The sequence below is a fragment of the Pseudomonas sp. LB3P25 genome, from assembly GCF_054897985.1.
The window spans coordinates 1148538-1172399 of sequence record NZ_CM142711.1 but is presented as its reverse complement, the minus strand read 5'-3'; the positions used below and the strand labels follow the sequence as shown (position 1 = coordinate 1172399).

The following is a 23862-nucleotide window of genomic DNA, read 5'->3' as shown; positions in this document are numbered from 1 at the left end:
AAGAGAAAGAGAAAAGGGAGCGTCATGCGCCATACCTTGGTTTTATCCGCATTGCTGGGCACTGGCCTGTTGGCCGCCGCTTCCATCAGCCAGGCCGCCAACAACAGCCTGGTGTTCTGCTCAGAAGGCAGCCCCGCTGGCTTCGACACCGCGCAGTACACGACCGCGACCGACAATGACGCCGCCGAGCCGTTGTACAACCGACTGGCAGAGTTCGAAAAAGGCGCCACCAACGTCGTACCAGGCTTGGCCACTCGCTGGGATATTTCCGAGGACGGCCTCAAGTACACATTCCACCTACGCGAAGGGGTGAAATTTCACACAACCAAATACTTCACGCCGACCCGTGATTTCAACGCCGATGACGTGCTGTTCACGTTCAATCGCATGCTCGATCCGCAGCAACCTTTCCGTAAGGCTTATCCGACCGAGTTCCCGTACTTCAACGGGATGAGCCTGAACAAGAACATCGCCAAGGTCGAGAAGACCGGACCGCTGACCGTGGTCATGACGCTCAACAGCGTGGACGCCGCGTTCATCCAGAACATCGCCATGAGCTTCGCTGCCATCCTGTCCGCCGAATACGCCGACAAACTGCTGGCCGAAGGCAAGCCGAGCGACATCAACCAGAAGCCGATCGGCACCGGGCCGTTCGTGTTCAAGAGCTACCAGAAAGATTCCAACATCCGTTACACCGGCAACAAGCAATACTGGGACCCGAGCCGGGTCAAGCTTGAGAACCTGATTTTCGCCATCAACACCGATGCCTCGGTGCGGGTGCAGAAGCTCAAGGCCAACGAGTGCCAGATCACCCTGCACCCGCGTCCAGCCGACGTGACCGCGCTGAAGAACGACCCGACACTCAAGCTCATCGAGAAGCCCGGTTTCAACCTCGGTTACATCGCCTACAACGTGCGCCACAAACCTTTCGACCAGCTCGAAGTGCGTCAGGCGCTGGACATGGCGGTGAACAAGCAAGGCATTCTCAATGCCGTTTACCAAGGCGCCGGCCAGCTGGCGGTCAACGCCATGCCGCCGACCCAATGGTCCTACGACGAGACCATTAAAGACGCCGCCTACAACCCGGAAAAAGCCAAGGAATTACTCAAGGCTGCCGGGGTGAAAGAAGGCACTGAAATTACCCTCTGGGCCATGCCGGTCCAGCGCCCGTACAACCCGAACGCCAAATTGATGGCCGAGATGCTCCAGGCTGACTGGGCAAAAATCGGCCTCAAAGTGAAGATCGTCAGCTACGAATGGGGCGAGTACATCAAGCGCACCAAGAATGGCGAGCACGACGTCAGCCTGATTGGATGGACCGGTGACAACGGGGACCCGGACAACTGGCTCGGCACGCTTTACAGCTGCGACGCCATTGGCGGCAACAACTACTCCATGTGGTGTGATCCGGCGTACGACAAGCTGATCAAGCAGGCCAAGGTCGTCACTGACCGCGACCAGCGCACCGTGCTTTACAAACAGGCGCAGCAGTACCTCAAGCAGCAGGTGCCGATTACGCCAGTCGCCCATTCGACGGTTAACCAGCCGTTGAGCGCCAAAATCGAAGGATTCAAGGTGAGTCCTTTCGGTCGTAACGTGTTCTCGGGTGTCAGCATAGAAAAATAACCGATTAGCCAGAAACGCTGGGGGCGGATTCCGCCCTCACGCAAGCGTATTGCCGTAATTCGCCAATCAGGCCTACAGCAAACGTTTGCGATGCCTTGTATGAGTTCTAAACCAAATAGCCGGATCACCAAAAAAGACCGGCATTAAAAAAAGAAAGAAAGGAGCTTCACCCCATGAAACTGAGCAGCACCGCGTTATTGGCCTTGGCCATCAGCAGCGTAACCGCCTCGGCGTACGCAGAAACCCAAAGCCAGGAATTCACCCCGGTTACGGTCAACACCAAAAGCGCTCAAGCCGATGCAACAGGCTTTATCGAAGGCAGTACGGTCACCGGCAGCACGCGTAACTGGTACGCCAACGAACAACTGAAGCGTGGTGGCAAGTTCACTTACCGTAAAGACGGTGTAGCGACCCCGACTGATCGTCGTATCAACTGGCTCCAGGGCACCATCGTCAAGTACAACTCGGGCTTCACCGAAGGCACCGTGGGTTTCAGCACAGAAGTAGCGGCCTACAACGCCATTGCTCTGGAACGTGACCGCGAGAACCTGGCGTCCAACAACGGCGGCGCACCGGGCACTCGTCCTGGCGCGGGCAACAACCGTACCCTGACCAAAGAAGGCGGCGACGCTCAAGGTCAGTGGAGCAAAATCGGCCTGGCCAACGTCAAGGCCCGTGTCTCCAACACTACCCTGACCGCTGGCCGCATGAACTTCAGCAGCCCGCAAGTCGATGTGATCGGCAACCGTCCACTGCCTTCGAGCTTCGAAGGTGTCGCGATCCACAGCGAAGAGCTGAACAACCTGTCCTTCGATGCAGGGACCTTTGACCGCGTTTCGCCGCGTACCGAAGAAAGCCTGAGCAAGTTCCGCTCCGAATACGGCAACTCGGATGCTGAAACCGATCACGTCAACACAGCCGGTATCACCTACACACCATTCGCCAGCCTGACCACCAGTCTGTGGGGCACCCAGGCTGAAGACCTGTGGAACCAGTACTACTTCGGCGCGAGCCACGTGTTGGGTGACAGCCAGGTCGTGAGCCTGACCACCGGCCTGAACTACTACAAAACCGTTGAATCGGGTTCGGCCAAACTGGGCGAGATTGACAACGATACCTACTCCCTGTCGTTCGGCCTGACTCACCAGGCGCATAGCCTGACCTTCTCGTACCAGGAAGTGAACGGTAACGAATACTTCGACTACCTGCACGAAACCAACGGCATCTACCTGGCCAACTCCCTGCTGTCGGACTTCAACGGCCCGAACGAGAAATCCTTCCAGATTGCCTACGGTCTGAACATGGCCGAATACGGCGTGCCTGGCCTGAAATTCAACATCTACCAGGCTCGCGGCTGGGGCATCGACGGCACTCACTACACCGGCAACGAAGGCGTAGCAGGCAAGGGTTACGACGGTATCCAGATTCAAGATGGCGAAACCCACTATGAATACGGTATCGGTGCTTCGTACGCCGTGCAGAGCGGTCCACTCAAGGCCACCGCTATTCGCGCGACCTACACCGCTCACCGCGCCAGCGAAAACCAGGCGGATGGCAGCATCAACGAGTTCCGTCTCGTGACCACCATCCCGTTCAACATTCTGTAATGAACCTGCCAAACGGCTGATTCAGTGACGAATCGGCCGTTCGGCTTTTGTCCTTTTAATCGATTGCAGAGGGTTCTTTGATGAAAATGCTTCCCCTACGTGCGGCCATCGCGGCCGCGCTGCTGAGTGTCGCTGTTGGCGTCTCGGCCAAACCCCTGGTGGTTTGCACCGAAGCCAGTCCGGAAGGCTTCGATATGGTCCAGTACACGACTGCAGTCACAGCCGATGCGGTGGCCGAAACCATCTTCAATCGTCTGGCGGACTTCAAGCCTGGCACCACTGAAGTGATTCCGGCACTGGCCGACTCCTGGGACATCAGCGAGGACGGTCTGACCTACACGTTCCACCTGCGCAAAGGCGTCAAGTTCCACACCACCGAATACTTCAAGCCGACCCGCGACATGAACGCCGACGACGTGGTCTGGAGCTTCCAGCGTCAGCTGGACCCGAATCACCCGTGGCACAAACTGTCGAGCGTGGGCTTCCCGTACTTTGAAAGCATGGGCTTCAAGGAACTGCTTAAAAGTGTCGAGAAGATCGACGACAACACCGTCACCTTCACCCTGACCCGCCGCGAAGCGCCGTTCCTGGCCGACATCGCCATGGCCTTCTCCTCGATTTACTCCGCCGAGTATGCCGACCAGCTGCTCAAGGCCGACAAGACCGGCGACCTGAACAACAAACCGGTCGGTACCGGCCCGTTCATCTTCCAGCGTTATGCCAAGGACGCTCAGGTCCGCTTCAAGGCCAACCCGGACTACTTCCGTGGCAAGCCACCGGCTGATTCGCTGATCCTGGCCATCGCCACCGACAACAACGTGCGCCTGCAAAAACTGAAAGCCAACGAGTGCCAGATTGCGCTGTATCCCAAGCCAGATGACATTCCGAGCATCAAGAAAGACGCAAAGCTGAGTGTCGATGAACTGAACGCGATGACCGTCTCCTACATCGCCATGAATACCTCGCACAAGTACATGAGCGATGTGCGCGTACGTAAAGCCATCGACATCGCCTTCGACAAGGCCGCGTACGTCAACGCGCTGTTTGGCAAAGGCAATGCGACGGTCGCGGTCAATCCGTACCCGGACACTCTGCTGGGCTACAACCACGACCTGAAGAATCCGCCACGTGATCTGGACAAGGCTCGCGCCTTGCTCAAGGAAGCCGGCGTACCGGAAGGCACCACGTTCACCCTGTTCACCCGTAACGGCGGCGGTCCAACCAACCCGAACCCGATGCTCGGCGCGCAGATGATGCAGGCTGACCTGGCCAAGGTCGGGATCAAGGTCGATATTCGTGTCATGGAATGGGGCGAAATGCTCAAGCGCGCCAAAAACGGCGAGCACGACATGGTGTCTGCCGGATGGGCGGGCGATAACGGCGACCCGGATAACTTCCTGACGCCTATGCTCAGTTGCGAGGCGGCCAAAAACGGCGAAAACTACGCCCGTTGGTGCAATGAAAAGTTCCAGACGCTGATCGATGAAGCCCGAGCTAAAGTAAACCCGGCGGAACGCGCAGCGCTCTATGAGCAAGCCCAGGAGGTTTTCAATCAGGACCAGCCATGGATCAGCATGGCGCACACCCGTATGTTCACCGCAATGCGCAACAACGTAGAGGGCTATCACATTAGCCCGCTCACCACTAATAACTTCGCCACCACCCAGGTGAAGTAGATAAGAAACTACCGGCATTCCTGACCCAGGAATGCCGGGCACGCCTAACCGGCTGATGAGGTACACCACAAGATGTTTAGTTTTATTGCCCGCCGATTGGGGTTATTGATCCCCACATTCTTCGGCATCACCTTGCTGACTTTCGCGTTGATTCGCATGATTCCAGGCGACCCCGTGGAAGTGATGATGGGCGAACGTCGCGTCGACCCCGAAATGCATGCTCAGGCAATGGAACGCCTAGGTCTGAACAAACCCCTGTATGCCCAATACCTGGATTACATCGGCAAGTTGGCCCACGGCGACCTTGGCCAATCCCTGCGTACCCGTGAAAGCGTCTGGACCGAATTCACTTCTCTATTCCCCGCGACCCTGGAACTGTCCACGGCCGCCCTGTTGTTCGCCGGCATCCTGGGCCTTCTGGCCGGGGTGATCGCGGCACTCAAGCGAGGATCCCTGTTCGACCATGGGGTGATGGGCATCTCCCTGGCGGGATATTCGATGCCGATCTTCTGGTGGGGCCTGATCCTGATCATGTTCTTCTCGGTGAGCCTGGGCTGGACCCCGGTGTCCGGGCGGATCGACCTGCTCTATGACATCGAGCCGCGGACCGGCTTCATGCTCATCGATACGTTGCTGGCCGATGACGTCGGTGCGTTCTTCGATGCGCTGCATCACCTGATCCTGCCGGCCATTGTGCTCGGCACCATCCCGCTGGCGGTGATCGCGCGGATGACCCGCTCTTCAATGCTCGAAGTGCTGCGTGAAGACTACATCCGTACCGCCCGCGCCAAAGGCCTGTCGCCGTCGCGCGTGGTGTTCGTTCACGGTCTGCGCAACGCGCTGATTCCGGTGCTGACCGTGGTCGGCCTGCAAGTCGGCACATTGCTGGCCGGGGCGGTCCTGACCGAAACCATCTTCTCCTGGCCCGGCATCGGCAAATGGCTGATCGAAGCCATTGGCGCACGGGATTATCCCGTGGTGCAGAACGGCATCCTGTTAATCGCCTGCCTGGTGATTCTGGTCAACTTCGTGGTGGACATCCTCTACGGCTTTGCCAACCCACGCATTCGCCATCAGCGCTGAGATCATCATGACAATGACCACTTCAATTCCAGCGGTAGCAGTCGATCAAAGCCTGCTGTATCCGTCTCCCTACAAAGAATTCTGGCAAGCGTTCTCCAAGAACAAAGGCGCCGTCGCCGGCCTGCTGTTCATGCTGCTAGTGATTTTCTGCGCCCTGTTCGCCCCTTGGGTCGCGCCGCATAACCCGAGCGAGCAATTCCGCGACTTCCTGCTGACCCCGCCGTCCTGGCTGGAAGGTGGACAAATCCAGTTCCTGCTCGGTACCGATGAACTGGGTCGCGACCTGCTGTCGCGGCTGATCCACGGTTCGCGCCTGTCCCTGCTGATCGGCTTGTCGTCGGTAGTGATGTCGCTGATTCCGGGCATCCTTTTGGGTCTGTTCGCCGGGTTCTTCCCGCGCTTGCTCGGCCCGACCATCATGCGTCTGATGGACATCATGCTGGCCCTGCCGTCCCTGCTGCTGGCGGTGGCGATTGTCGCCATCCTCGGCCCTGGCCTGATCAACACCATTATTGCCATCGCCGTGGTTTCGTTGCCGTCCTATGTTCGTCTGACCCGCGCCGCGGTGATGGGCGAATTGAACCGCGACTACGTGACCGCCGCGCGCCTGGCCGGTGCCGGTCTGCCACGCCTGATGTTCGTCACTGTGCTGCCGAACTGCATGGCGCCACTGATCGTTCAGGCCACCCTGAGTTTCTCCTCGGCGATCCTCGATGCCGCGGCACTGGGCTTCCTCGGCCTTGGCGTACAACCGCCAACCCCTGAGTGGGGCACCATGCTGGCTTCGGCTCGCGACTACATCGAACGCGCCTGGTGGGTCGTCAGTCTGCCTGGTTTGACCATTTTGCTCAGCGTGCTGGCAATCAACTTGATGGGCGACGGCCTGCGCGATGCGCTGGACCCGAAACTCAAGAACGCCGCCTGAGGAGATTCAAATGTCACTGTTAGAAATCAAGAATCTCAACGTTCGCTTCGGCGACAAGAACGCCGTTCCGGTGGTCGACGGTCTCGACATTACCGTGGACAAGGGCGAAGTTCTGGCCATCGTTGGCGAATCGGGTTCCGGCAAGTCCGTGACCATGATGGCGCTGATGGGCCTGATCGAGCATCCGGGGATCGTCACCGCCGACGCCCTGAATTTCGACGGCAAGAACATGCTCAAGCTGAGCAACCGTCAGCGTCGGCAGATTGTCGGCAAAGACCTCGCCATGGTCTTCCAGGACCCGATGACCGCGCTGAACCCGAGCTACACCGTCGGTTTCCAGATCGAAGAAGTGCTGCGCCTGCACCTGAAAATGTCCGGCAAGCAAGCCCGCGCACGCGCCATCGAACTGCTGGAAAAAGTTGAAATCCCGGGCGCCGCCAGCCGTATGGACGCCTACCCGCATCAACTGTCCGGTGGTATGAGCCAGCGTGTTGCGATCGCCATGGCGATTGCCGGCGAACCGAAACTGCTGATCGCCGACGAACCGACCACCGCACTGGACGTAACCATTCAGGCCCAGATCATGGACCTGCTGTTGGCCCTGCAGAAAGAGCAGAACATGGGCCTGGTGCTGATCACTCACGACCTCGCGGTCGTGGCCGAAACCGCGCAGCGCGTGTGCGTGATGTACGCCGGCCAAGCGGTTGAAGTGGGTCAGGTGCCTCAGCTGTTCGACATTCCGGCGCACCCGTACAGCGAAGCGCTGCTCAAGGCCATTCCGGAACACAGCCTGGGCGCCACGCGCCTGGCCACGCTGCCGGGCATCGTTCCAGGTCGTTATGACCGTCCGAAGGGTTGCCTGCTGTCGCCGCGTTGCCCGTACGTGCAGGATACCTGCCGTCAACAACGTCCAACCCTTGACCCAAAAAGCAACAGCCTCGCCCGCTGCTTCTACCCGCTGAATCAGGAGGTGGCGTAATGGCCGTCGTACTTACCGCCCGCGACCTGACCCGTCACTACGAAGTGTCCCGCGGCCTGTTCAAGGGCCATGCGACCGTACGCGCCTTGAACGGTGTGTCGTTCGAACTGGAAGCCGGCAAGACCCTCGCTGTCGTCGGCGAATCGGGCTGCGGCAAATCCACCCTGGCCCGTGCCCTGACCCTGATCGAAGAGCCATCCTCCGGTTCTTTGAAAATCGCCGGACAGGAAGTCGCCGGCGCCGACAAGGCCCAGCGTAAGCAACTGCGCAAAGACGTGCAGATGGTGTTCCAGAGCCCGTACGCATCGTTGAACCCACGGCAAAAAGTCGGTGATCAACTGGCTGAGCCGCTGCTGATCAACACCAACCTGAGCGCCGCCGAACGTCGCGAGAAAGTGCAGGCGATGATGAAGCAGGTGGGCTTGCGTCCTGAGCACTACCAGCGTTATCCGCACATGTTCTCCGGCGGTCAGCGCCAGCGGATCGCCCTGGCCCGCGCGATGATGTTGCAGCCTAAAGTGCTGGTCGCGGACGAACCGACCTCGGCGCTGGACGTGTCGATTCAGGCGCAGGTGCTGAACCTGTTCATGGACTTGCAGCAAGAGTTCAACACCGCTTACGTGTTCATCTCCCACAACCTGGCGGTGGTGCAACACGTTGCCGATGACGTGATGGTGATGTACCTCGGTCGCCCGGTGGAAATGGGTCCGAAGAACGACATCTACGAGCGTCCTCTGCACCCGTACACCCAGGCGTTGCTGTCGGCCACCCCGACCATTCACCCGGACCCGAACAAGCCGAAAATCAAGATCGTCGGCGAATTGCCTAATCCGTTGAACCCTCCGTCCGGCTGCGCGTTCCACAAGCGTTGCCCGTATGCCACTGAGCGTTGCAGCACTGAAGAGCCGGCCCTGCGTCTGCTCGACAGCCGTCAGGTGGCTTGCCACTACGCCGAGCAGTTTCTCGACGGCGCGGCATAAAAATGTGGGAGTGAGCCGGCTCCGGGCGGCGTTCCGACGAAAGCGGCCTGTCAGTCGACATAGATATTGACTGAAATAACGCATTCGTCGGAACGCCGCCCGGAGCAGGCTCGCTCCCACAGGGATACAGAACCTGGTTACCAACCCCTTCTTTCTGGATTGCGCATCAGTCCGGTAGAAGGGGTTTTCTTTTGGCTGCGATTTACACTCTATGTCTGGCCGTCGTCCTCATCGTCGTCACTGTCCGGCTCATCAGTGGTCGAATCGTCATCACCTTTGCTTCCACCCTGATCCTGGTCGCCCGGCTCAGATTCGGATTTGGCGATCATCAGGGCAGTGTGCGTCACTTGCCCGCTCGAGGCCTGCTCACCGTGGTCCGGGCACTCCGCCCACGCCGCCGACATGCCAACGGACAGCATCACCAAAACCTTAAGCAACAGCACAATGCGTTGAAAAATGCTCATAGCCGAATCCATCCTGCATAAGTGAAGCGTGGGTGTCTGTGTGACACTGAATGAAATTTAGTTCCGATCAGTACGGTTCTCCAGATAGGACGCTAACGAATGGACGGAATGCCGTTGGTGGGGAGATTGGTTTTGAATAAGGGTTATATCCAAACCTACTAACAATGATGCCTCCTGTGGGAGCGAGTCTGCTCGCGATAGCGGACAGCCAGTCGACACATGTCTGAATGCCAGACCGCTATCGCGAGCAGGCTCGCTCCCACAGTGGAATAGTGGTCAATCGGCATAGGGGACGGCCTTCATAGGCCGTTCCCCTGCCACACCACCCGGCATGCGGGTCCGCACCGGGCGGTTCGAGAGATTGAGGTCAGGAGAGACGCGGTAAACCCGTTCTGTCGAACCACGCTATATCGAGCACTCGGTTGAGTTCAAGAGCGCTATTGCGCCACCAGCAGCGAGAGCTTCCCGCCACTTTGCGAGCAGTAGCCTCACTTGCACCCAACCTGCGCAGCTCTCGATAGATCGTTGAACTACGCCGCCATTGCTTGAGCTGGATTGCTCGTAGTCGGTGTCGTATCCATTCATCTAACTCTCGCCAGATTCTGGGAGTTTGCGACAAGCCGAAATATCCCTTCCAGCCAAGCATGTAGGGCCTTAATCGGTCGACAACTTGTTGCAAGCTGCGGCCACCTGAGCGCCGGGTAAACCAGCGGATGCACTGTTTGAAGCGCTGACGCGCTTTGACCGCTACTGTCCTTTTGACGCCTTGTGGAGAAGCCCAGAACGCGTACCCCAGAAACTTGCGACCAAATACACTCGCCACCGCACTCTTGCTCTCGTTGACGCTCAAGTGCAGCTTTTCATACAGACGCTTGAGCAAGGCCATCACTCGCTGCCCGGCCTTCTTGCTGCGAACATACACATTCGCATCGTCGGCATAGCGCACGAAGCAATGACCTCGACGTTCAAGTTCCCGATCCACTTCGTCCAGCAGCACGTTCGCCAGCAACGGCGACAGCGGGCCGCCTTGCGGCGCCCCGCAGCGGCTTTTCTCGACTACGCCATTGATCTGCGTTCCCGCATCCAGATACGCCCGAATCAGCCGGATAACCGCCCGATCCGCAATCCGCTTGCGTAAACGATCAATCAAAATATCGTGATCGACCCGGTCGAAGAACTTCTCCAGATCAACATCCACCACCACTCTTCGCCCTGAAGACACATGGCGCTGAGCCGCCAAAACAGCATCCTGCGCGCAACGTCCCGGGCGAAAGCCGTAGCTGTGTTCACTGAAAGTCGGATCGAGTTCTGGTTGCAAGACTTGCAGCAACGCTTGTTGGATCAAGCGATCGGTGACCGTTGGAATTCCCAACTCGCGCTGACCGCCGTCAGGTTTGGGGATGACCACACGTCGTACCGGGCTGGGCCGGTAGACGCCTGAAAGAAGCTGTTCGCGAATCGCCGCCCACTGGCTCAGTAGATGTTCGGCGGTCTGTTCAATATCCAGACCATCGACGCCCGCTGCTCCCTTGTTGGCCTTGACCCGCTTCCATGCCCGCTTCAGGTTTTCTCTCGCAAAGGCCCGATCCAGCAGCCCTTGCCCTGCGTTGTCGGATTCATCTTGCGGGCGATTGACCTCGTCGCTGATGGGGCTTCTCACGGTTTCACCGCTCGCGTCCTCACATCCGCCCCGCGTTTGGCAGGCATCTGACTTCCGGTCGTTCGCATCAACATGGCCTATAACGCTTTCTCTCGTTCGGCCCTTCGTCAAAAAAAAAAAAAAGACTACTACGGCCTCTGCTGACTTCTCGCTCCGGCTTGCACCGTCGCCCTTTCAGGCACAAGGCGAGATCTCCCCAGGTAAGAACGCAATCCTTCACCACACAACCGCCGGATTTACGCAACCTGATCCTTGACCACAAGAGCTTCGCGGTTTTATGCCCGCTCGCCCTGATCGGCTTCGCCTTCTATCCGGTTCTTGTACATCGGCTCATGGCTTCGATCCACGCTTCCTCCCCACACTCGGTCGCCCTCATGCAGTTGCGCTTCACTTCGTTCGCTGTGGTCAGCTTACGGCGGGACTTTCACCCACAAGATTGCGCCCATGCTGGGCGCACATAAAAAAAAAAAAAAACCCCGCCTGCTGATCGCAGGCGGGGCTTTCGGTGTTTCAGCTCAGCGCTTAATGATGCTCACGCGTCGCACGGAATTTCACATCCGGCCAACGCTCTTCCATCAGCGCCAGGTTCACCCGCGTCGGGGCCAGGTAGGTCAGGTGACCGCCGCCGTCGATCGCGAGGTTTTCCACAGCCTTGATCTGGAATTCTTCGAGCTTCTTCTTATCGCTGCAATCGATCCAGCGCGCGGAATAAACGGTAATCGGCTCGTAGGAGCACTCGACCTTGTATTCCTCTTTCAAACGGCTGGCGACCACATCGAACTGCAGCACACCGACGGCGCCGAGAATGATGTCGTTGCTGCGCGTCGGGAAGAACACTTGGGTCGCGCCCTCTTCCGCCAGTTGCTGCAGACCCTGACGCAGTTGCTTGGATTTCAGCGGATCACGCAAACGCACGCGACGGAACAGTTCCGGGGCGAAGTGCGGGATACCGGTGAAGCCCAGGACTTCGCCTTCGGTGAAGGTGTCGCCGATCTGGATGGTGCCGTGGTTGTGCAAACCGATGATGTCGCCGGCAAACGCTTCTTCCAGTTGCTCACGCTCGGAGGAGAAGAAGGTCAGCGCATCGCCGATCCGCACGTCTTTGCCGGTGCGCACGTGGCGCATCTTCATGCCTTTTTCGTACTTGCCGGAGCAGATACGCATGAAGGCGATACGGTCGCGGTGTTTCGGGTCCATGTTCGCTTGAATCTTGAACACGAAGCCGGCGAATTTCTCTTCAACCGGCTCCACGGTGCGCTCGTTGGCGACACGGGCCAGCGGTTTCGGCGCCCAGTTGACCACGGCGTCGAGCACGTGATCGACACCAAAGTTGCCCAGTGCAGTCCCGAAGAACACCGGGGTCAGTTGGCCGTCGAGGAATTCCTGTTGATTGAATTCATGACAGGCGCCCTGCACCAGCTCCAGCTGGTCGACGAAGCGATCGTACTCGTCGCCCAAGTGCGCGCGGGCTTCATCGGAGTCGAGCTTCTCGATGATTTTCACATCGGTGCGCTCGTGGCCGTGGCCAGCGGTGTAAACGATGATGTAGTCGTCGGCGAGGTGATAAACGCCCTTGAAATCGCGGTAGCAACCGATCGGCCAGGTGATCGGCGCCGCCTTGATCTTCAGGACCGCTTCAATTTCGTCGAGCAGTTCGATCGGGTCGCGGATGTCACGGTCGAGCTTGTTGATGAAGCTGACGATCGGCGTGTCACGCAGACGGCAGACGTCCATCAGCGCGATGGTCCGTGGCTCTACACCCTTACCGCCGTCGAGAACCATCAATGCCGAGTCCACCGCCGTCAAGGTGCGGTACGTATCTTCGGAGAAGTCTTCGTGGCCCGGGGTGTCGAGCAGGTTGATCATGTGCTCGCGATACGGGAACTGCATGACCGACGTGGTAATGGAAATACCCCGTTGTTTTTCCATTTCCATCCAGTCGGAGGTGGCATGGCGGTCGGATTTGCGAGATTTCACCGTGCCAGCAATCGCAATCGCCTTGCCCATCAGCAAGAGCTTCTCGGTGATGGTGGTTTTACCGGCATCGGGGTGGGAAATAATGGCGAAAGTGCGGCGTTTCGCGACTTCGGCGGCCTGTTTGGTCATGGGAAATCGCCTGGCAGGTGATTCAAAAAAGGGCGGCGAGTATAGCGCAAACCAGCATCTACAGACCACCGTTCGCCCTGTAGCAGCTGCCGGAGTGGCGAGGGGATTTATCCCCGTTCGGCGGCGAAGCCGTCGTAATCCATTGGACGGGGTGTGGCTGGAAAAAAGGGGCCGCTTCGCAGCCCAACGAGGATAAATCCCCTCGCCACTCCGACAGCTGCTACGGGAGGCAAGATGAGATGCGTGGTAGCTAATTGCTGCTAAATATGGAACCTTTTAAAAGGTGGAGGCGTCCACTCCCCTGTTACGGCACTCGTATCAGGGGCTGAAAAATCAGCAAGTTGGCCTGACGAGGCTGCGCTTATGGCTCGATCTCATGCGGTTTCACCAGCATGGGGAGCTGCTTCTCGCGAACGTTGATAATCCCGGCAGCCAGGAATGGCATGCCCCACGGGACTGCGTTCGCCGACAAAGAAAAAGGAGTCCGCCTGTGGCTATTCGCTATGGCAAGGGGCTGATAGGAGGTGCGGTTGTCGTCGCCCTTCTGGCCCTGCTGGTCCACTGGATTGGCATCAACACGATCGAACATTACCGCGACGATTTGTTGTTTTACCTGCAAGCCCATTTGATTCTCGTCCTTGTTTCCATGCTCGCCGCCCTCGTTGTCGGCATACCCGCCGGCATCTTCCTCAGCCGCCCGACCATGGTGGGCCGCGCTGAACGCTTCATGCAGATCTTCAACATCGGCAACACCGTGCCGCCTCTTGCCGTACTGGCCATCGCCCTGGGGATCCTCGGCATCGGCAGCGGCCCTGCGATTTTCGCCCTGTTCCTCGCCTCGCTGTTGCCGATTGTGCGCAACACCTATGAAGGCCTGAAAAACGTCCAAGGTTCACTCAAGGAAGCGGCCGTTGGCATCGGCATGACACCGACTCAGGTGCTATGGCGGGTCGAACTGCCGAATGCCGTGCCGATCATCATCGGTGGTGTGCGCGTGGCGCTGGCGATCAACGTCGGTACCGCACCGCTGGCGTTCCTGATTGGCGCCAACAGTCTGGGTAGCCTGATTTTCCCCGGCATCGCCCTGAACAATCAGCCGCAACTGTTGCTCGGCGCGGCCTGCACCGCCCTGCTGGCCTTGCTGCTCGACGGACTGGTGACACTTGCCAGCCGCCTCTGGCTCGAACGCGGCCTACGCCCGTCTTAAGCCTCGGCAAAGGAATACTTATGAAGAAATTAAGCTTTTTAATAGGCTGCGTTCTGCTGTTCGCAGGAATCGCCCAAGCCGCTGAAAAACCCGTGATCCGCATCGGCGCCCGGGTGTTCACCGAACAAACCCTGCTGGCGGAAATCACCTCCCAATACCTGCGCACCAAGGGGTACGACACCCAGGTGACCGGCGGTCTGGGCAGCAACCTGGCTCGCAGTGCCCACGAAAGTGGTCAGCTGGATTTGATGTGGGAATACACCGGCGTCTCGCTGGTGGCTTACAACCACGTCACCGACAAGCTCGACAGCGCTCAGTCCTACGCCCGGGTGAAAGAACTCGACGCGAAAAAAGGCCTGGTCTGGCTCACCCCGTCGAAGTTCAGCAACACCTACGCCCTGGCCCTGCCGGAAAACACCGCGAAGGCTTACCCACAGATCAACACCATGAGCGAGCTGAACACGGTGCTGCAGGCTGAGGCGAAGACCAATCACCTCGTCGCCCTGGACACCGAGTTCGCCAACCGTTCCGACGGTCTCGATGGCATGGTGGACCTCTACGGCATGAACCTGACCCGCAACAACATTCGCCAGATGGATGCCGGGCTGGTCTACACCGCGCTGCGCAATGGCCAAGTGTTTGCCGGTCTGGTCTACACCACCGACGGTCGTTTGAACGCCTTCAAGCTCAAGTTGCTGGAAGACGACAAGCATTACTTCCCGGACTACACGGCCGCGCCAGTGGTGCGTCAGGTTTACCTCGACGCCCACCCGAAACTCGCCGAAGAGCTCAAGCCGCTGGCCGAACTGTTCGACGACGTCACCATGCGCCAGCTCAATGCGCGGGTCGATGTCGACCACGAAAGCCCTTCATCCGTTGCCGCCGATTTCCTGCGCCAGCACCCCATCAAATAAGGAGGAAAAGACATGGAATTTCTGAACGCCTTTTCCCATCTCGACTGGCCGCTGGTCCTGCAACTGACCGGGCAGCACATCACCCTCGTCGGCATCGCCGTGACCCTGGCGATTCTGGTCGGCGTGCCGCTGGGCATCCTGATGACACGCTTCCCGACCCTCGCCGGCCCGTTGCAAGCCAGCGCCACGGTGCTGCTGACCGTGCCGTCGATTGCGCTGTTCGGCCTGCTGCTGCCGTTCTACTCCAAATTCGGCCAGGGCCTGGGTCCGATGCCGGCGATCACTGCGGTGTTTTTGTACTCTCTGCTGCCGATCATGCGTAACACCTACCTCGCCCTGACCGGCGTCGACCCCGGCATTCGCGAAGCCGCCCGCGGCATCGGCATGACCTTCGGCCAGCGCCTGCGCATGGTCGAGCTGCCGATCGCGGTGCCAGTGATCCTCGCCGGAGTGCGCACCGCCGTGGTCATGAACATTGGTGTCATGACCATCGCCGCCACCATCGGCGCCGGTGGCCTCGGTGTACTCATTCTTGCTTCCATCAGCCGCAGCGACATGTCGATGCTGATCGTCGGCGCCGTGCTGGTCAGTCTCCTGGCCATCTTCGCCGACCTGCTTCTGCAATGGCTGCAACGCACGCTGACTCCAAAAGGACTCCTGAAATGATCGAACTTCAAAACCTCAGCAAGACCTTCCAAAGCAACGGCAAAGATGTGAAAGCCGTGGACTCGGTAAGCCTGACCGTCAATGAAGGCGAGATCTGTGTGTTCCTCGGGCCATCGGGCTGCGGCAAAAGCACCACGCTGAAAATGATCAACCGCCTGATCAAGCCGACCTCCGGCAAGATCCTGATCAACGGCGAAGACACCACCGAACTCGACGCCGTGACCCTGCGCCGCAACATCGGTTATGTGATCCAGCAGATCGGTCTGTTCCCGAACATGACCATCGAGGAAAACATCACCATCGTTCCGCGTCTGCTGGGCTGGGACAAACAGAAATGCCACGACCGCGCCCGCGAGTTGATGAGCATGATCAAGCTTGAGCCCAAGCAGTACCTGAATCGCTACCCGCGTGAATTGTCCGGTGGCCAGCAGCAACGGATCGGCGTGATTCGCGCGCTGGCGGCGGATGCGCCGCTGTTGTTGATGGACGAACCGTTCGGCGCGGTCGACCCGATCAACCGCGAGATGATCCAGAACGAGTTCTTCGAAATGCAGCGCGCGCTGAACAAGACCGTGATCATGGTCAGCCACGACATCGACGAAGCCATCAAGCTGGGCGACAAGATCGCAATCTTCCGCGCCGGCAAACTGCTGCAGATCGATCACCCGGACACCCTGCTCGCGCACCCGGCGGATGACTTTGTCAGCAACTTCGTCGGCCAGGACAGCACCCTCAAGCGTCTGTTGCTGGTGAAAGCCGAAGACGCGGCGGACAACGCGCCGTCACTCAGCCCGGAAACGCCAGTGGCTGAAGCCCTGGAGTTGATGGACGAACTGGACCGTCGCTACGTGGTGGTCACTTGCGCCGACAACAAGGCGCTGGGTTATGTACGACGTCGCGACCTGCACCGTCAGACCGGGACTTGCGCGCAATACCTGCGCGAGTTCAACGCCACCGCCGTGTATGACGAACATTTGCGCATCCTGCTGTCGCGCATGTACGAGTTCAACCGCTCGTGGTTGCCGGTGATGGATGCCGAGCGAGTGTTCCTGGGGGAAGTGACCCAGGAATCGATTGCCGAATACTTGAGCTCCGGTAAGTCCCGTGGCGGCAAGACCAGCATTGTTTCGCCTGCAGAAGCTGCGTTGGCCTGACCGACGCCTTCGCGAGCAGGCTCGCTCCCACATTGGATCTGTGGTGTACATGCAATATGTGCATCAACACAGATCCCCTGTGGGAGCGAGCCTGCTCGCGATTGGGGGCACCACAATTCCCGCCTGAATCCCCTCAAATATCCCTCCTACGGGAACATCACACTGTCATGCAGGTCGGTTACATCAGTAGCTGTCCGGGACCGCACGACGGATGCGTGCAAAAACGCGACATTTTTTGTTGATCTCAAGCTCCTCACGCCCTAAAGTTCGCGCCGAACGTCCATGCTGGAAACGATCCATCCGGCTCAAGTACTGACGACGAGACAGCAAGGCCAAGGGAAAGCACCGCCTCCCATGGCCTTTTTGCTTTCGGCGACATGCCTTGGGAAGTAGGCGAACCAAAGTGGGGATACGGAGGACGTTCATTTGCACCCATTGATTAATCTAGTTTGCCAGTAGGAGTTCCCAGCATGTCGATCAACGTCGAAGACTATTTCGCGCGCGATACCTTCAACAAAATGAAGGCCTTCGCCGACAAACAAGAAACCCCGTTCGTGGTGATCGACACCGCGATGATCAGCCAGGCCTATGACGACCTGCGCGCCGGTTTCGAATTCGCCAAGGTCTACTACGCGGTCAAGGCCAACCCGGCCGTCGAAATCATCGACCTGCTCAAAGAGAAAGGCTCGAACTTCGACATCGCTTCGATCTACGAGCTCGACAAAGTGATGAACCAGGGCGTCGGCCCGGATCGCATCAGCTACGGCAACACCATCAAGAAATCCAAAGACATTCGCTACTTCTACGAGAAGGGCGTGCGTCTGTATGCCACCGACTCCGAAGCCGACCTGCGCAACATCGCCAAGGCTGCACCGGGTTCGAAAGTCTACGTGCGCATCCTCACCGAAGGCTCGACCACCGCTGATTGGCCTTTGTCGCGCAAATTCGGTTGCCAGACCGACATGGCCATGGACCTGCTGATCCTCGCTCGTGACCTGGGCCTGGTGCCGTACGGCATCTCGTTCCACGTCGGCTCGCAACAACGCGACATCAGCGTCTGGGACGCGGCGATCGCCAAGGTCAAAGTGATCTTCGAACGCCTGAAGGAAGAAGACGGCATTCACCTGAAGCTGATCAACATGGGCGGCGGCTTCCCGGCCAACTACATCACCCGCACCAACAGCCTGGAAACCTACGCTGAAGAAATCATCCGTTTCCTCAAGGAAGATTTCGGCGACGATCTGCCGGAAATCATCCTGGAGCCGGGCCGTTCGTTGATCGCCAACGCCGGCATCCTGGTCAGCGAAGTGGTGTTGGTGGCGCGTAAATCCCGTACCGCTGTAGAGCGATGGGTGTACACGGATGTGGGCAAATTCTCCGGCCTGATCGAAACCATGGACGAAGCCATCAAGTTCCCGATCTGGACCGAGAAGAAAGGCGAGATGGAAGAAGTGGTCATTGCCGGCCCGACCTGCGACAGCGCCGACATCATGTACGAAAACTACAAGTACGGGTTGCCGCTGAACCTGGCGATTGGTGATCGTTTGTACTGGCTGTCGACCGGTGCTTACACCACCAGCTACAGCGCCGTTGAGTTCAATGGCTTCCCGCCGCTGAAGTCGTTTTACGTATAAGAGCGACGCCAGGCTGCACGTAAGAAGCCCATGATTTGCATCATGGGCTTTTTTTAGGCCTTGAGTTTTTGAGCCATCAGAAGCAGGTCATCGGACATGACTTTGACATCCTTGAGTGGGGTTTCGGTAAAGGTCAGCAAGAGGTTGGAACGAGACCAACTAGACGACGGTTGATTGCTTTGCAACTGACGGCGCGCGTGCGCTAGAAGTTGTTGCATGCCATAGCAATAGTCATTGAGGCCATCGACAGCATTGGCGGCCCTGGCTCGCATGCCTCTCAACTGCGCCAAATGCTCTCTGGCAAACGCCAGGCGCTCACTCTCCGAGTAAGCTTTATTCGGCTGATATTGCAGATTGGGCAACCCGATTTTTCCGAGCGTGTAGTAAGCCTCAATCTTGGAAATGGGACCATCACAACTGCACAGCGCAATGCTCAGTGATTCGATAAACCGGACAAAGATGCCGTGCAAGCTAACACCGATAGGCGCTAAAGCTCGCCCGAACGCATTGATCGGGGATTCACATCGAAGCAGACGAGCGTCGAGTTCACGCATTAGATCGATGACATTCGCTGGGGGCGCCTTTGCCCATTCCGGAAAGTTCGCCAGATCGAAACGCAGAGGGTCGATGGTATCGATTTTTCGTCGTCGCCCCTCGCTCCCCTGGGTGAAAGTGCGAAACTCGTCGATGAAATATTGTGTGGACTTCAATGCGGTGGCAGACGATCTTCCCAGTAACGGAATAGCTTCCTGTAGTGCCAGCCAAGCCAATCTGTTATCCCTCGCCGCCCGTGCAAGCAACTCGGCATTTGGCGGTGTCACCAACTGATGTCCCTTGCGGGCAAACGACTCGGAAAAAAGTCGAATTTCCTCCAGTGCAGAGGGGAGACTGTTTAAAAAATCAATATAGTCTTTGAGAGAACTGAAGTGCTCCTCTGACAACAAATAACCCTTCATAGAGACGACTCTTTATTAAATAAAATGGGCAGCGCCGACAGATTTTCAATCTGTCGGCGCAGGGGGCACCCTTAACATTGGACGCCCCCACTTATCCTAATCAGGCAGGCGAGGAAACCTGAGCCAGAACATTGATAAATGTGTTAATTTCATTCAAAGCCGACTCTTCCGAAGTGCCATCAAGCGAAGACAAAAATAGTCCGTACGCCTCGTCCATCTTCTTAAACTCTGGCACGATTCGTTTACGCTGCGCTTCAAGAGCATAGACCTTACCAATAAACTGAAGCTTATCCGTAGCCACTGCGATGATCGCTTCTTGAGTTTTGATTTCAGCCTGTACAGCTACTACTTTAGCGCGCAGTTTTTTACTTTCATCCAGCATCATCAAAAACGAAACATTTTTGGCAATATTTGTAATGGTGACCTTCATCTGATCGATTGCCAGCATCACCAATTCGATTTGCGGCATGCTCATGTTCAGTGTTTTGAGTTTGTCGAGCGTCAAATTAATGTCTTTCCCGATATTTTCGATGCCTGCGCTGTTAATAACAGCAACAGCGTCATCAATGACTGCCTGAGCGACGCGGTGCTTGGCGAGGGTGGCGTTAAATGCTGCTTGCAGGTCACTGGCATTATCAATATCAAGCTGTAATCCGCTAGCGTAATAACTCATATCGATGGTATCGAAACGTCGGGCAAGAGGATTGTAATGGGTCTGTAAAATTTTTCGATCAATCAAGAACTCTTGGAAAATACTTTTTACAACTTCCATACGCGCAGTATGTATATCTTCGATATCGCGCTCATCGGCCCCTTCACTGATGGCGCCAGCGAGTTCGCCATCCAAATCCTCAAGTTGTTTTTTCTTCAGCTCAAGTTGAATTTTTCCTCCATAGGCTAACCCCTCCAACTTCATCACCGCCGTGGTTACTTGAACCGTCAATTCAGTAAAACGGTGCCTCACCAAAGGCAGATAATTATGCTTTTGAGACAACACTGCCATTGTAGGAAAATTTTGATCCATTAGTTTCTTTACGTCATATAAAGTCACCATGTCGAGCACAGGGTAGGTATCACGTGCAACTAAGCTGATCACCTGAGACCTCGCCATACGGGGCTGACGTTGTTTGTCCTGATACTCTTTATCCGCCTCGGCAAAAACGTTAGCCACGGTATCGGCATACTTTTTAACTTCTGCCCACGACGTGACCACAGCCTTGAAATTTCTCCGGAAGGCAGCCAGTCTCACTCCGTCAGTGATATTTGAAATCGCTTGACGAGAAGCGGTGGCATATTTGTCGACAGAAGTCCAAAGATGCTGGAGATTCCTCACTGCATAAGCAGCATCTATCGCGGCAAAATTGCAATTTTGCAAGTCTTTCTCTGCTCGCTTCAAAGCAGCCAGCGTCTGGTTTTTATTGGCAAGAGTTTCAATATCCAACTCTTGCGCACGGTTTAACTTCCGCCTTTCAGCGCGAATATTCTCGGCCTCTACTCCTATATAGATTGCCATGGCGAGACCAAAAACATTGAAGTTCGCAAGAGAACCCAGGGATTTCTCTACCAGCGCCTTGTACTCTCCGTCCAACCTCGTAATATCAAGGGCTCGCTCGTCAATTTTATTTTTAATTTGATCAATTTCAACACCGTATGTGTTGTTTTTTATAAACCCCAGTCGCAGATTTAGCGAATAGATGACCTTCGTTTGAAGCTCCTCACTAAAATTATCCAGATCCAATTGTATCGTACGGGCTTCTTCCCAACGCTCTTGAATCGCATTTCTGATTTCATTAAAGATATCTTTCAGATCGGGCAAGGTACCGCGACTCAGCCCCGGAAATGCACCCTGCCATTCGATCTTAAGTTTGTTTAAATCCTCATACGTTTCAACGCCATGCTCCTTCATCAGTTTTACAGAAGCATCGTCGTTATAGATCTCGTCAAAGCTCTCCCACCACCCCTTCATTTGATCACTGAACAGCTTAAATGTCGAACTGGTCGAAGTAATACGCTGACGCAAATCGCCCCACTTATAACAATGCGTACGGATTGTCTGGAACGTGTTAACAAAATCAGAGACAGACAAACCTTTACCGCCATTTTCGCCGACACCATACCTCAGATAATCTGAAACGTCTTTCCAGGTAACGGGAAATGATAGACCAATGGCAACATATTCTTTAATCCAGATGATCTGCTCTTTTGTCAGGACCAAGCCCGGATCAGGTCTCGCACTCTCGCGAAGACCGGCCGAAGCCTCAAACAATGTTCTCGGAACTTGCGCTGCTAACGTGGAAACTTTTTCGTAATCCGCCCCGACGAACACGTCATCCCACAACTTATTATTTTCCATCATTTCATTCCTTTGATTTTTTAACGTTAAGGCTTACTTCGACGGCAAGCCAATATCAATACGTAATTGACGAATGCCAAGTCACGAAAAAATACTAGGCCCATCTGGGGATGGCCGTCAAAACATAACTAAAAAACAAATATTAAAAAACGATACCAACAAGGACTTACAAACAAACAACTTCTTCAGCGCCCATAAAAAAGCCTCATAGGCATAAACCATATAAGGCTTTAATCATCTCTTAATCCAACTAAAAGCAACCTGGCAAGAATTATTTACTTCCCTCTATCCCCAACGCTTGCGCTCGCTGAAGATAGACATCCGCTAGTGCCTCCAATCCAACCTGGCGCAGGGTGTTGGCAGCGGTGCGTAGAAAGTTCGGATTTCCACCCGTCAGTGCTTTATGCAACCAAGTACGCGCCTCGTCTATCTGGCCTTGTTCGGCCAAGTAGGTGCCGTAACTGAATTGCCCACGAAAGTCACCGCCTTCAGCGGAACGTCGATACCAATTGAGCGCAGCAATAAGGTCGGCCTCGCAACAGCGTCCCTCTTCAAGATAACGCCCCAGCAGGTTCATCGACTTTGCATGGCCCTGTTCAGCGGCACGGCGATAAAGATCCAGTGCTTGTGCCTGATCCTCGATGACGCCGCGTCCGGTGGCCAGCAGATTTGCGTAGTTGTACATCGCCCAATCCAGTCCGGCTTCGGCGGCCTGGCGATAATGACCCGCAGCAACCGAAGCATCGGCAACGCAACCCCAGCCATGCTCATGACAACGACCGAGCATGTTGCGCGCCATCAAATGCCCGCCCTGAGCCGCAATCCCGAACCAGCGCAGTGCCAGCGCCTGATCCATCGCAATGCCCTGCCCGTCCAGCAGGATCTGCCCGAGTAAAGCCTGAGCATCTAGCACACCTTCACGAGCGGCGATCAAAATCGCCTGGGCGGCACGTGCAGGGCTTTCGTCGAGCATGGATTTGAGGCGCTCGCCATCGAGGACTTCCTCGCGACGCAGTTGATAACTCATGACTTACACCTCGACCCAGCGACGCAACAGGTTGTGATAAGTGCCGGTGAGGCGAATCAGCGAAGGGTGGTCGGGCATGTCCTGGGTCAGTTGCTGGATCGCCCCGTCCATCTCGAACAGCAAGGCACGCTGGCTGTCTTCGCGGACCAGGCTTTGGGTCCAGAAGAACGAGGCGTAGCGAGTGCCGCGCGTCACGGCGTTGACCTTGTGCAGGCTGGTGCCGGGGTACAGAACCATGTCGCCGGCCGGCAACTTCACCCGTTGGGTGCCAAAGGTGTCCTGGATTTCCAGTTCGCCGCCGTCGTAATCCTCAGGTTCACTGAAGAACAGCGTTGCCGAGAGATCGGTGCGCACTCGCTCGATGCTGCCTTTGGGCTGGCGCACGGCGTTGTCGATGTGAAAGTCGAAACTGCCGCCGGCCGTGTAACAGTTCAGTAACGGAGGAAAGACCTTGTGCGGCAACGCGGCCGACATGAACAGCGGATTTTTCCACAGCCGCTCCAGCATCGCCGCGCCGACTTCCTTGGCCAGCGGATGACCTTCCGGTAGCTGCAGATTGTGCTTGGCTTTGGCCGACTGGTAGCCGGCGGTGATCTTGCCATCCGCCCAATCTGCCCGCTCCAGAGCTTCACGGATGCGCTGCACTTCTTCTTTCGCGAACACGCCGGGAATGTGCAGCAGCATGGGATGACACCTGAAGACAAAGAGGCGGCAATGGTATTGATTCTTATTGCTCGTGTAAAATCCTGTGACGAACGAGACAGCAAAAACCGTAAGGGTAAATTGTAAAGAACGTAAATTTAATGCGAATAGTAAAGTTTCGCAATTGATACAAATACCTGTTT

The 23862-nt window shown here is 56.7% G+C and carries 19 protein-coding genes; 12 read left to right on the top strand and 7 right to left on the bottom strand.

Features of this window, described 5'->3' with window-relative positions; genetic code table 11:
* Nucleotides 1–24: 24 nt before the first annotated feature.
* The 7 genes from ACYZTW_RS05030 to ACYZTW_RS05000 all read left to right on the top strand — a co-directional run bounded on the left by ACYZTW_RS05030 (nucleotide 25) and on the right by ACYZTW_RS05000 (nucleotide 8876).
* Nucleotides 25–1626 carry an ABC transporter substrate-binding protein gene (locus tag ACYZTW_RS05030; RefSeq protein ID WP_462003980.1) on the top strand — a complete coding sequence of 534 codons (1602 nt, stop codon included), beginning with the start codon at nucleotides 25–27 and terminating at the stop codon, nucleotides 1624–1626.
* 173 nt (nucleotides 1627–1799) lie between these two features.
* Entirely contained in the window at nucleotides 1800–3233 is a 1434-nt protein-coding gene (locus tag ACYZTW_RS05025) for an OprD family porin (RefSeq protein ID WP_462003979.1), read from the top strand.
* 80 nt (nucleotides 3234–3313) lie between these two features.
* Nucleotides 3314–4909, top strand: coding sequence for an ABC transporter substrate-binding protein (locus tag ACYZTW_RS05020; protein WP_462003978.1), 1596 nt, complete (start codon nucleotides 3314–3316; stop codon nucleotides 4907–4909).
* Nucleotides 4910–4981: 72 nt separating this feature from the next.
* On the top strand, nucleotides 4982–5992 hold the full coding sequence (locus ACYZTW_RS05015; RefSeq protein WP_462003977.1) for an ABC transporter permease subunit: 1011 nt from the start codon (nucleotides 4982–4984) through the stop codon (nucleotides 5990–5992).
* Between the two features lie 13 nt (nucleotides 5993–6005).
* Nucleotides 6006–6917, top strand: a complete 912-nt coding sequence (locus ACYZTW_RS05010; protein WP_462005702.1) for an ABC transporter permease subunit — start codon at nucleotides 6006–6008, stop codon at nucleotides 6915–6917.
* 10 nt (nucleotides 6918–6927) lie between these two features.
* Nucleotides 6928–7896: an ABC transporter ATP-binding protein gene (locus ACYZTW_RS05005; RefSeq protein WP_462003976.1), complete on the top strand. Its 969-nt coding sequence runs from the start codon at nucleotides 6928–6930 to the stop codon at nucleotides 7894–7896.
* A complete protein-coding gene (locus ACYZTW_RS05000; RefSeq protein ID WP_462003975.1) occupies nucleotides 7896–8876 on the top strand; it encodes a peptide ABC transporter ATP-binding protein in 981 nt (326 codons plus the stop codon). Before ACYZTW_RS05005 ends, ACYZTW_RS05000 begins: the two co-directional genes overlap by 1 nt.
* A 209-nt stretch (nucleotides 8877–9085) precedes the next feature.
* Here the strand turns inward: ACYZTW_RS05000 and ACYZTW_RS04995 are convergent, their stop codons facing one another.
* The 3 genes from ACYZTW_RS04995 to ACYZTW_RS04985 form a co-directional block, all read right to left on the bottom strand.
* Nucleotides 9086–9340 carry a hypothetical protein gene (locus ACYZTW_RS04995; protein ID WP_462003974.1) on the bottom strand — a complete coding sequence of 85 codons (255 nt, stop codon included), beginning with the start codon at nucleotides 9338–9340 and terminating at the stop codon, nucleotides 9086–9088.
* Nucleotides 9341–9707: 367 nt separating this feature from the next.
* Nucleotides 9708–11000 carry a group II intron reverse transcriptase/maturase gene (gene ltrA / locus ACYZTW_RS04990; RefSeq protein ID WP_462001131.1) on the bottom strand — a complete coding sequence of 431 codons (1293 nt, stop codon included), beginning with the start codon at nucleotides 10998–11000 and terminating at the stop codon, nucleotides 9708–9710.
* 522 nt (nucleotides 11001–11522) lie between these two features.
* Complete coding sequence (locus ACYZTW_RS04985) at nucleotides 11523–13106, bottom strand: peptide chain release factor 3 (RefSeq protein WP_129438551.1); 1584 nt, start codon at nucleotides 13104–13106, stop codon at nucleotides 11523–11525.
* A 490-nt stretch (nucleotides 13107–13596) separates the two neighbouring features.
* Here ACYZTW_RS04985 and ACYZTW_RS04980 point away from each other — a divergent pair, with 490 nt between their 5' ends.
* From ACYZTW_RS04980 to ACYZTW_RS04960, 5 genes are all read left to right on the top strand, one after another.
* Nucleotides 13597–14313, top strand: a complete 717-nt coding sequence (locus tag ACYZTW_RS04980) for an ABC transporter permease (protein WP_054049992.1) — start codon at nucleotides 13597–13599, stop codon at nucleotides 14311–14313.
* A gap of 20 nt (nucleotides 14314–14333) precedes the next feature.
* Entirely contained in the window at nucleotides 14334–15227 is an 894-nt protein-coding gene (locus ACYZTW_RS04975) for a glycine betaine ABC transporter substrate-binding protein (protein WP_462003973.1), read from the top strand.
* Between the two features lie 12 nt (nucleotides 15228–15239).
* Nucleotides 15240–15893, top strand: a complete 654-nt coding sequence (locus ACYZTW_RS04970) for an ABC transporter permease (RefSeq protein ID WP_008148960.1) — start codon at nucleotides 15240–15242, stop codon at nucleotides 15891–15893.
* Nucleotides 15890–17047, top strand: coding sequence for an osmoprotectant ABC transporter ATP-binding protein OsmV (locus ACYZTW_RS04965; protein ID WP_462003972.1), 1158 nt, complete (start codon nucleotides 15890–15892; stop codon nucleotides 17045–17047). Before ACYZTW_RS04970 ends, ACYZTW_RS04965 begins: the two co-directional genes overlap by 4 nt.
* A 470-nt stretch (nucleotides 17048–17517) precedes the next feature.
* On the top strand, nucleotides 17518–18681 hold the full coding sequence (locus tag ACYZTW_RS04960; protein WP_027924486.1) for a type III PLP-dependent enzyme: 1164 nt from the start codon (nucleotides 17518–17520) through the stop codon (nucleotides 18679–18681).
* 53 nt (nucleotides 18682–18734) lie between these two features.
* Here the strand turns inward: ACYZTW_RS04960 and ACYZTW_RS04955 are convergent, their stop codons facing one another.
* The 4 genes from ACYZTW_RS04955 to ACYZTW_RS04940 form a co-directional block, all read right to left on the bottom strand.
* Nucleotides 18735–19637: a hypothetical protein gene (locus ACYZTW_RS04955; RefSeq protein ID WP_462003971.1), complete on the bottom strand. Its 903-nt coding sequence runs from the start codon at nucleotides 19635–19637 to the stop codon at nucleotides 18735–18737.
* A 100-nt stretch (nucleotides 19638–19737) separates the two neighbouring features.
* Complete coding sequence (locus ACYZTW_RS04950) at nucleotides 19738–21993, bottom strand: alpha-xenorhabdolysin family binary toxin subunit A (RefSeq protein ID WP_462003970.1); 2256 nt, start codon at nucleotides 21991–21993, stop codon at nucleotides 19738–19740.
* 268 nt (nucleotides 21994–22261) lie between these two features.
* Nucleotides 22262–23017, bottom strand: coding sequence for a tetratricopeptide repeat protein (locus tag ACYZTW_RS04945; protein ID WP_462003969.1), 756 nt, complete (start codon nucleotides 23015–23017; stop codon nucleotides 22262–22264).
* A 3-nt stretch (nucleotides 23018–23020) separates the two neighbouring features.
* On the bottom strand, nucleotides 23021–23701 hold the full coding sequence (locus ACYZTW_RS04940; RefSeq protein ID WP_462003968.1) for a Fe2+-dependent dioxygenase: 681 nt from the start codon (nucleotides 23699–23701) through the stop codon (nucleotides 23021–23023).
* Nucleotides 23702–23862 lie beyond the last annotated feature (161 nt).

Coding starts and splice junctions, on each gene's coding strand:
- ACYZTW_RS05030 (WP_462003980.1), top strand. CDS start 25: ATGCGCCATACCTTGGTTTTATCCGCATTGCTGGGCACTGGCCTGTTG.
- ACYZTW_RS05025 (WP_462003979.1), top strand. CDS start 1,800: ATGAAACTGAGCAGCACCGCGTTATTGGCCTTGGCCATCAGCAGCGTA.
- ACYZTW_RS05020 (WP_462003978.1), top strand. CDS start 3,314: ATGAAAATGCTTCCCCTACGTGCGGCCATCGCGGCCGCGCTGCTGAGT.
- ACYZTW_RS05015 (WP_462003977.1), top strand. CDS start 4,982: ATGTTTAGTTTTATTGCCCGCCGATTGGGGTTATTGATCCCCACATTC.
- ACYZTW_RS05010 (WP_462005702.1), top strand. CDS start 6,006: ATGACCACTTCAATTCCAGCGGTAGCAGTCGATCAAAGCCTGCTGTAT.
- ACYZTW_RS05005 (WP_462003976.1), top strand. CDS start 6,928: ATGTCACTGTTAGAAATCAAGAATCTCAACGTTCGCTTCGGCGACAAG.
- ACYZTW_RS05000 (WP_462003975.1), top strand. CDS start 7,896: ATGGCCGTCGTACTTACCGCCCGCGACCTGACCCGTCACTACGAAGTG.
- ACYZTW_RS04995 (WP_462003974.1), bottom strand. CDS start 9,340: ATGAGCATTTTTCAACGCATTGTGCTGTTGCTTAAGGTTTTGGTGATG.
- ACYZTW_RS04985 (WP_129438551.1), bottom strand. CDS start 13,106: ATGACCAAACAGGCCGCCGAAGTCGCGAAACGCCGCACTTTCGCCATT.
- ACYZTW_RS04975 (WP_462003973.1), top strand. CDS start 14,334: ATGAAGAAATTAAGCTTTTTAATAGGCTGCGTTCTGCTGTTCGCAGGA.
- ACYZTW_RS04970 (WP_008148960.1), top strand. CDS start 15,240: ATGGAATTTCTGAACGCCTTTTCCCATCTCGACTGGCCGCTGGTCCTG.
- ACYZTW_RS04965 (WP_462003972.1), top strand. CDS start 15,890: ATGATCGAACTTCAAAACCTCAGCAAGACCTTCCAAAGCAACGGCAAA.
- ACYZTW_RS04960 (WP_027924486.1), top strand. CDS start 17,518: ATGTCGATCAACGTCGAAGACTATTTCGCGCGCGATACCTTCAACAAA.
- ACYZTW_RS04955 (WP_462003971.1), bottom strand. CDS start 19,637: ATGAAGGGTTATTTGTTGTCAGAGGAGCACTTCAGTTCTCTCAAAGAC.
- ACYZTW_RS04950 (WP_462003970.1), bottom strand. CDS start 21,993: ATGATGGAAAATAATAAGTTGTGGGATGACGTGTTCGTCGGGGCGGAT.
- ACYZTW_RS04945 (WP_462003969.1), bottom strand. CDS start 23,017: ATGAGTTATCAACTGCGTCGCGAGGAAGTCCTCGATGGCGAGCGCCTC.
- ACYZTW_RS04940 (WP_462003968.1), bottom strand. CDS start 23,701: ATGCTGCTGCACATTCCCGGCGTGTTCGCGAAAGAAGAAGTGCAGCGC.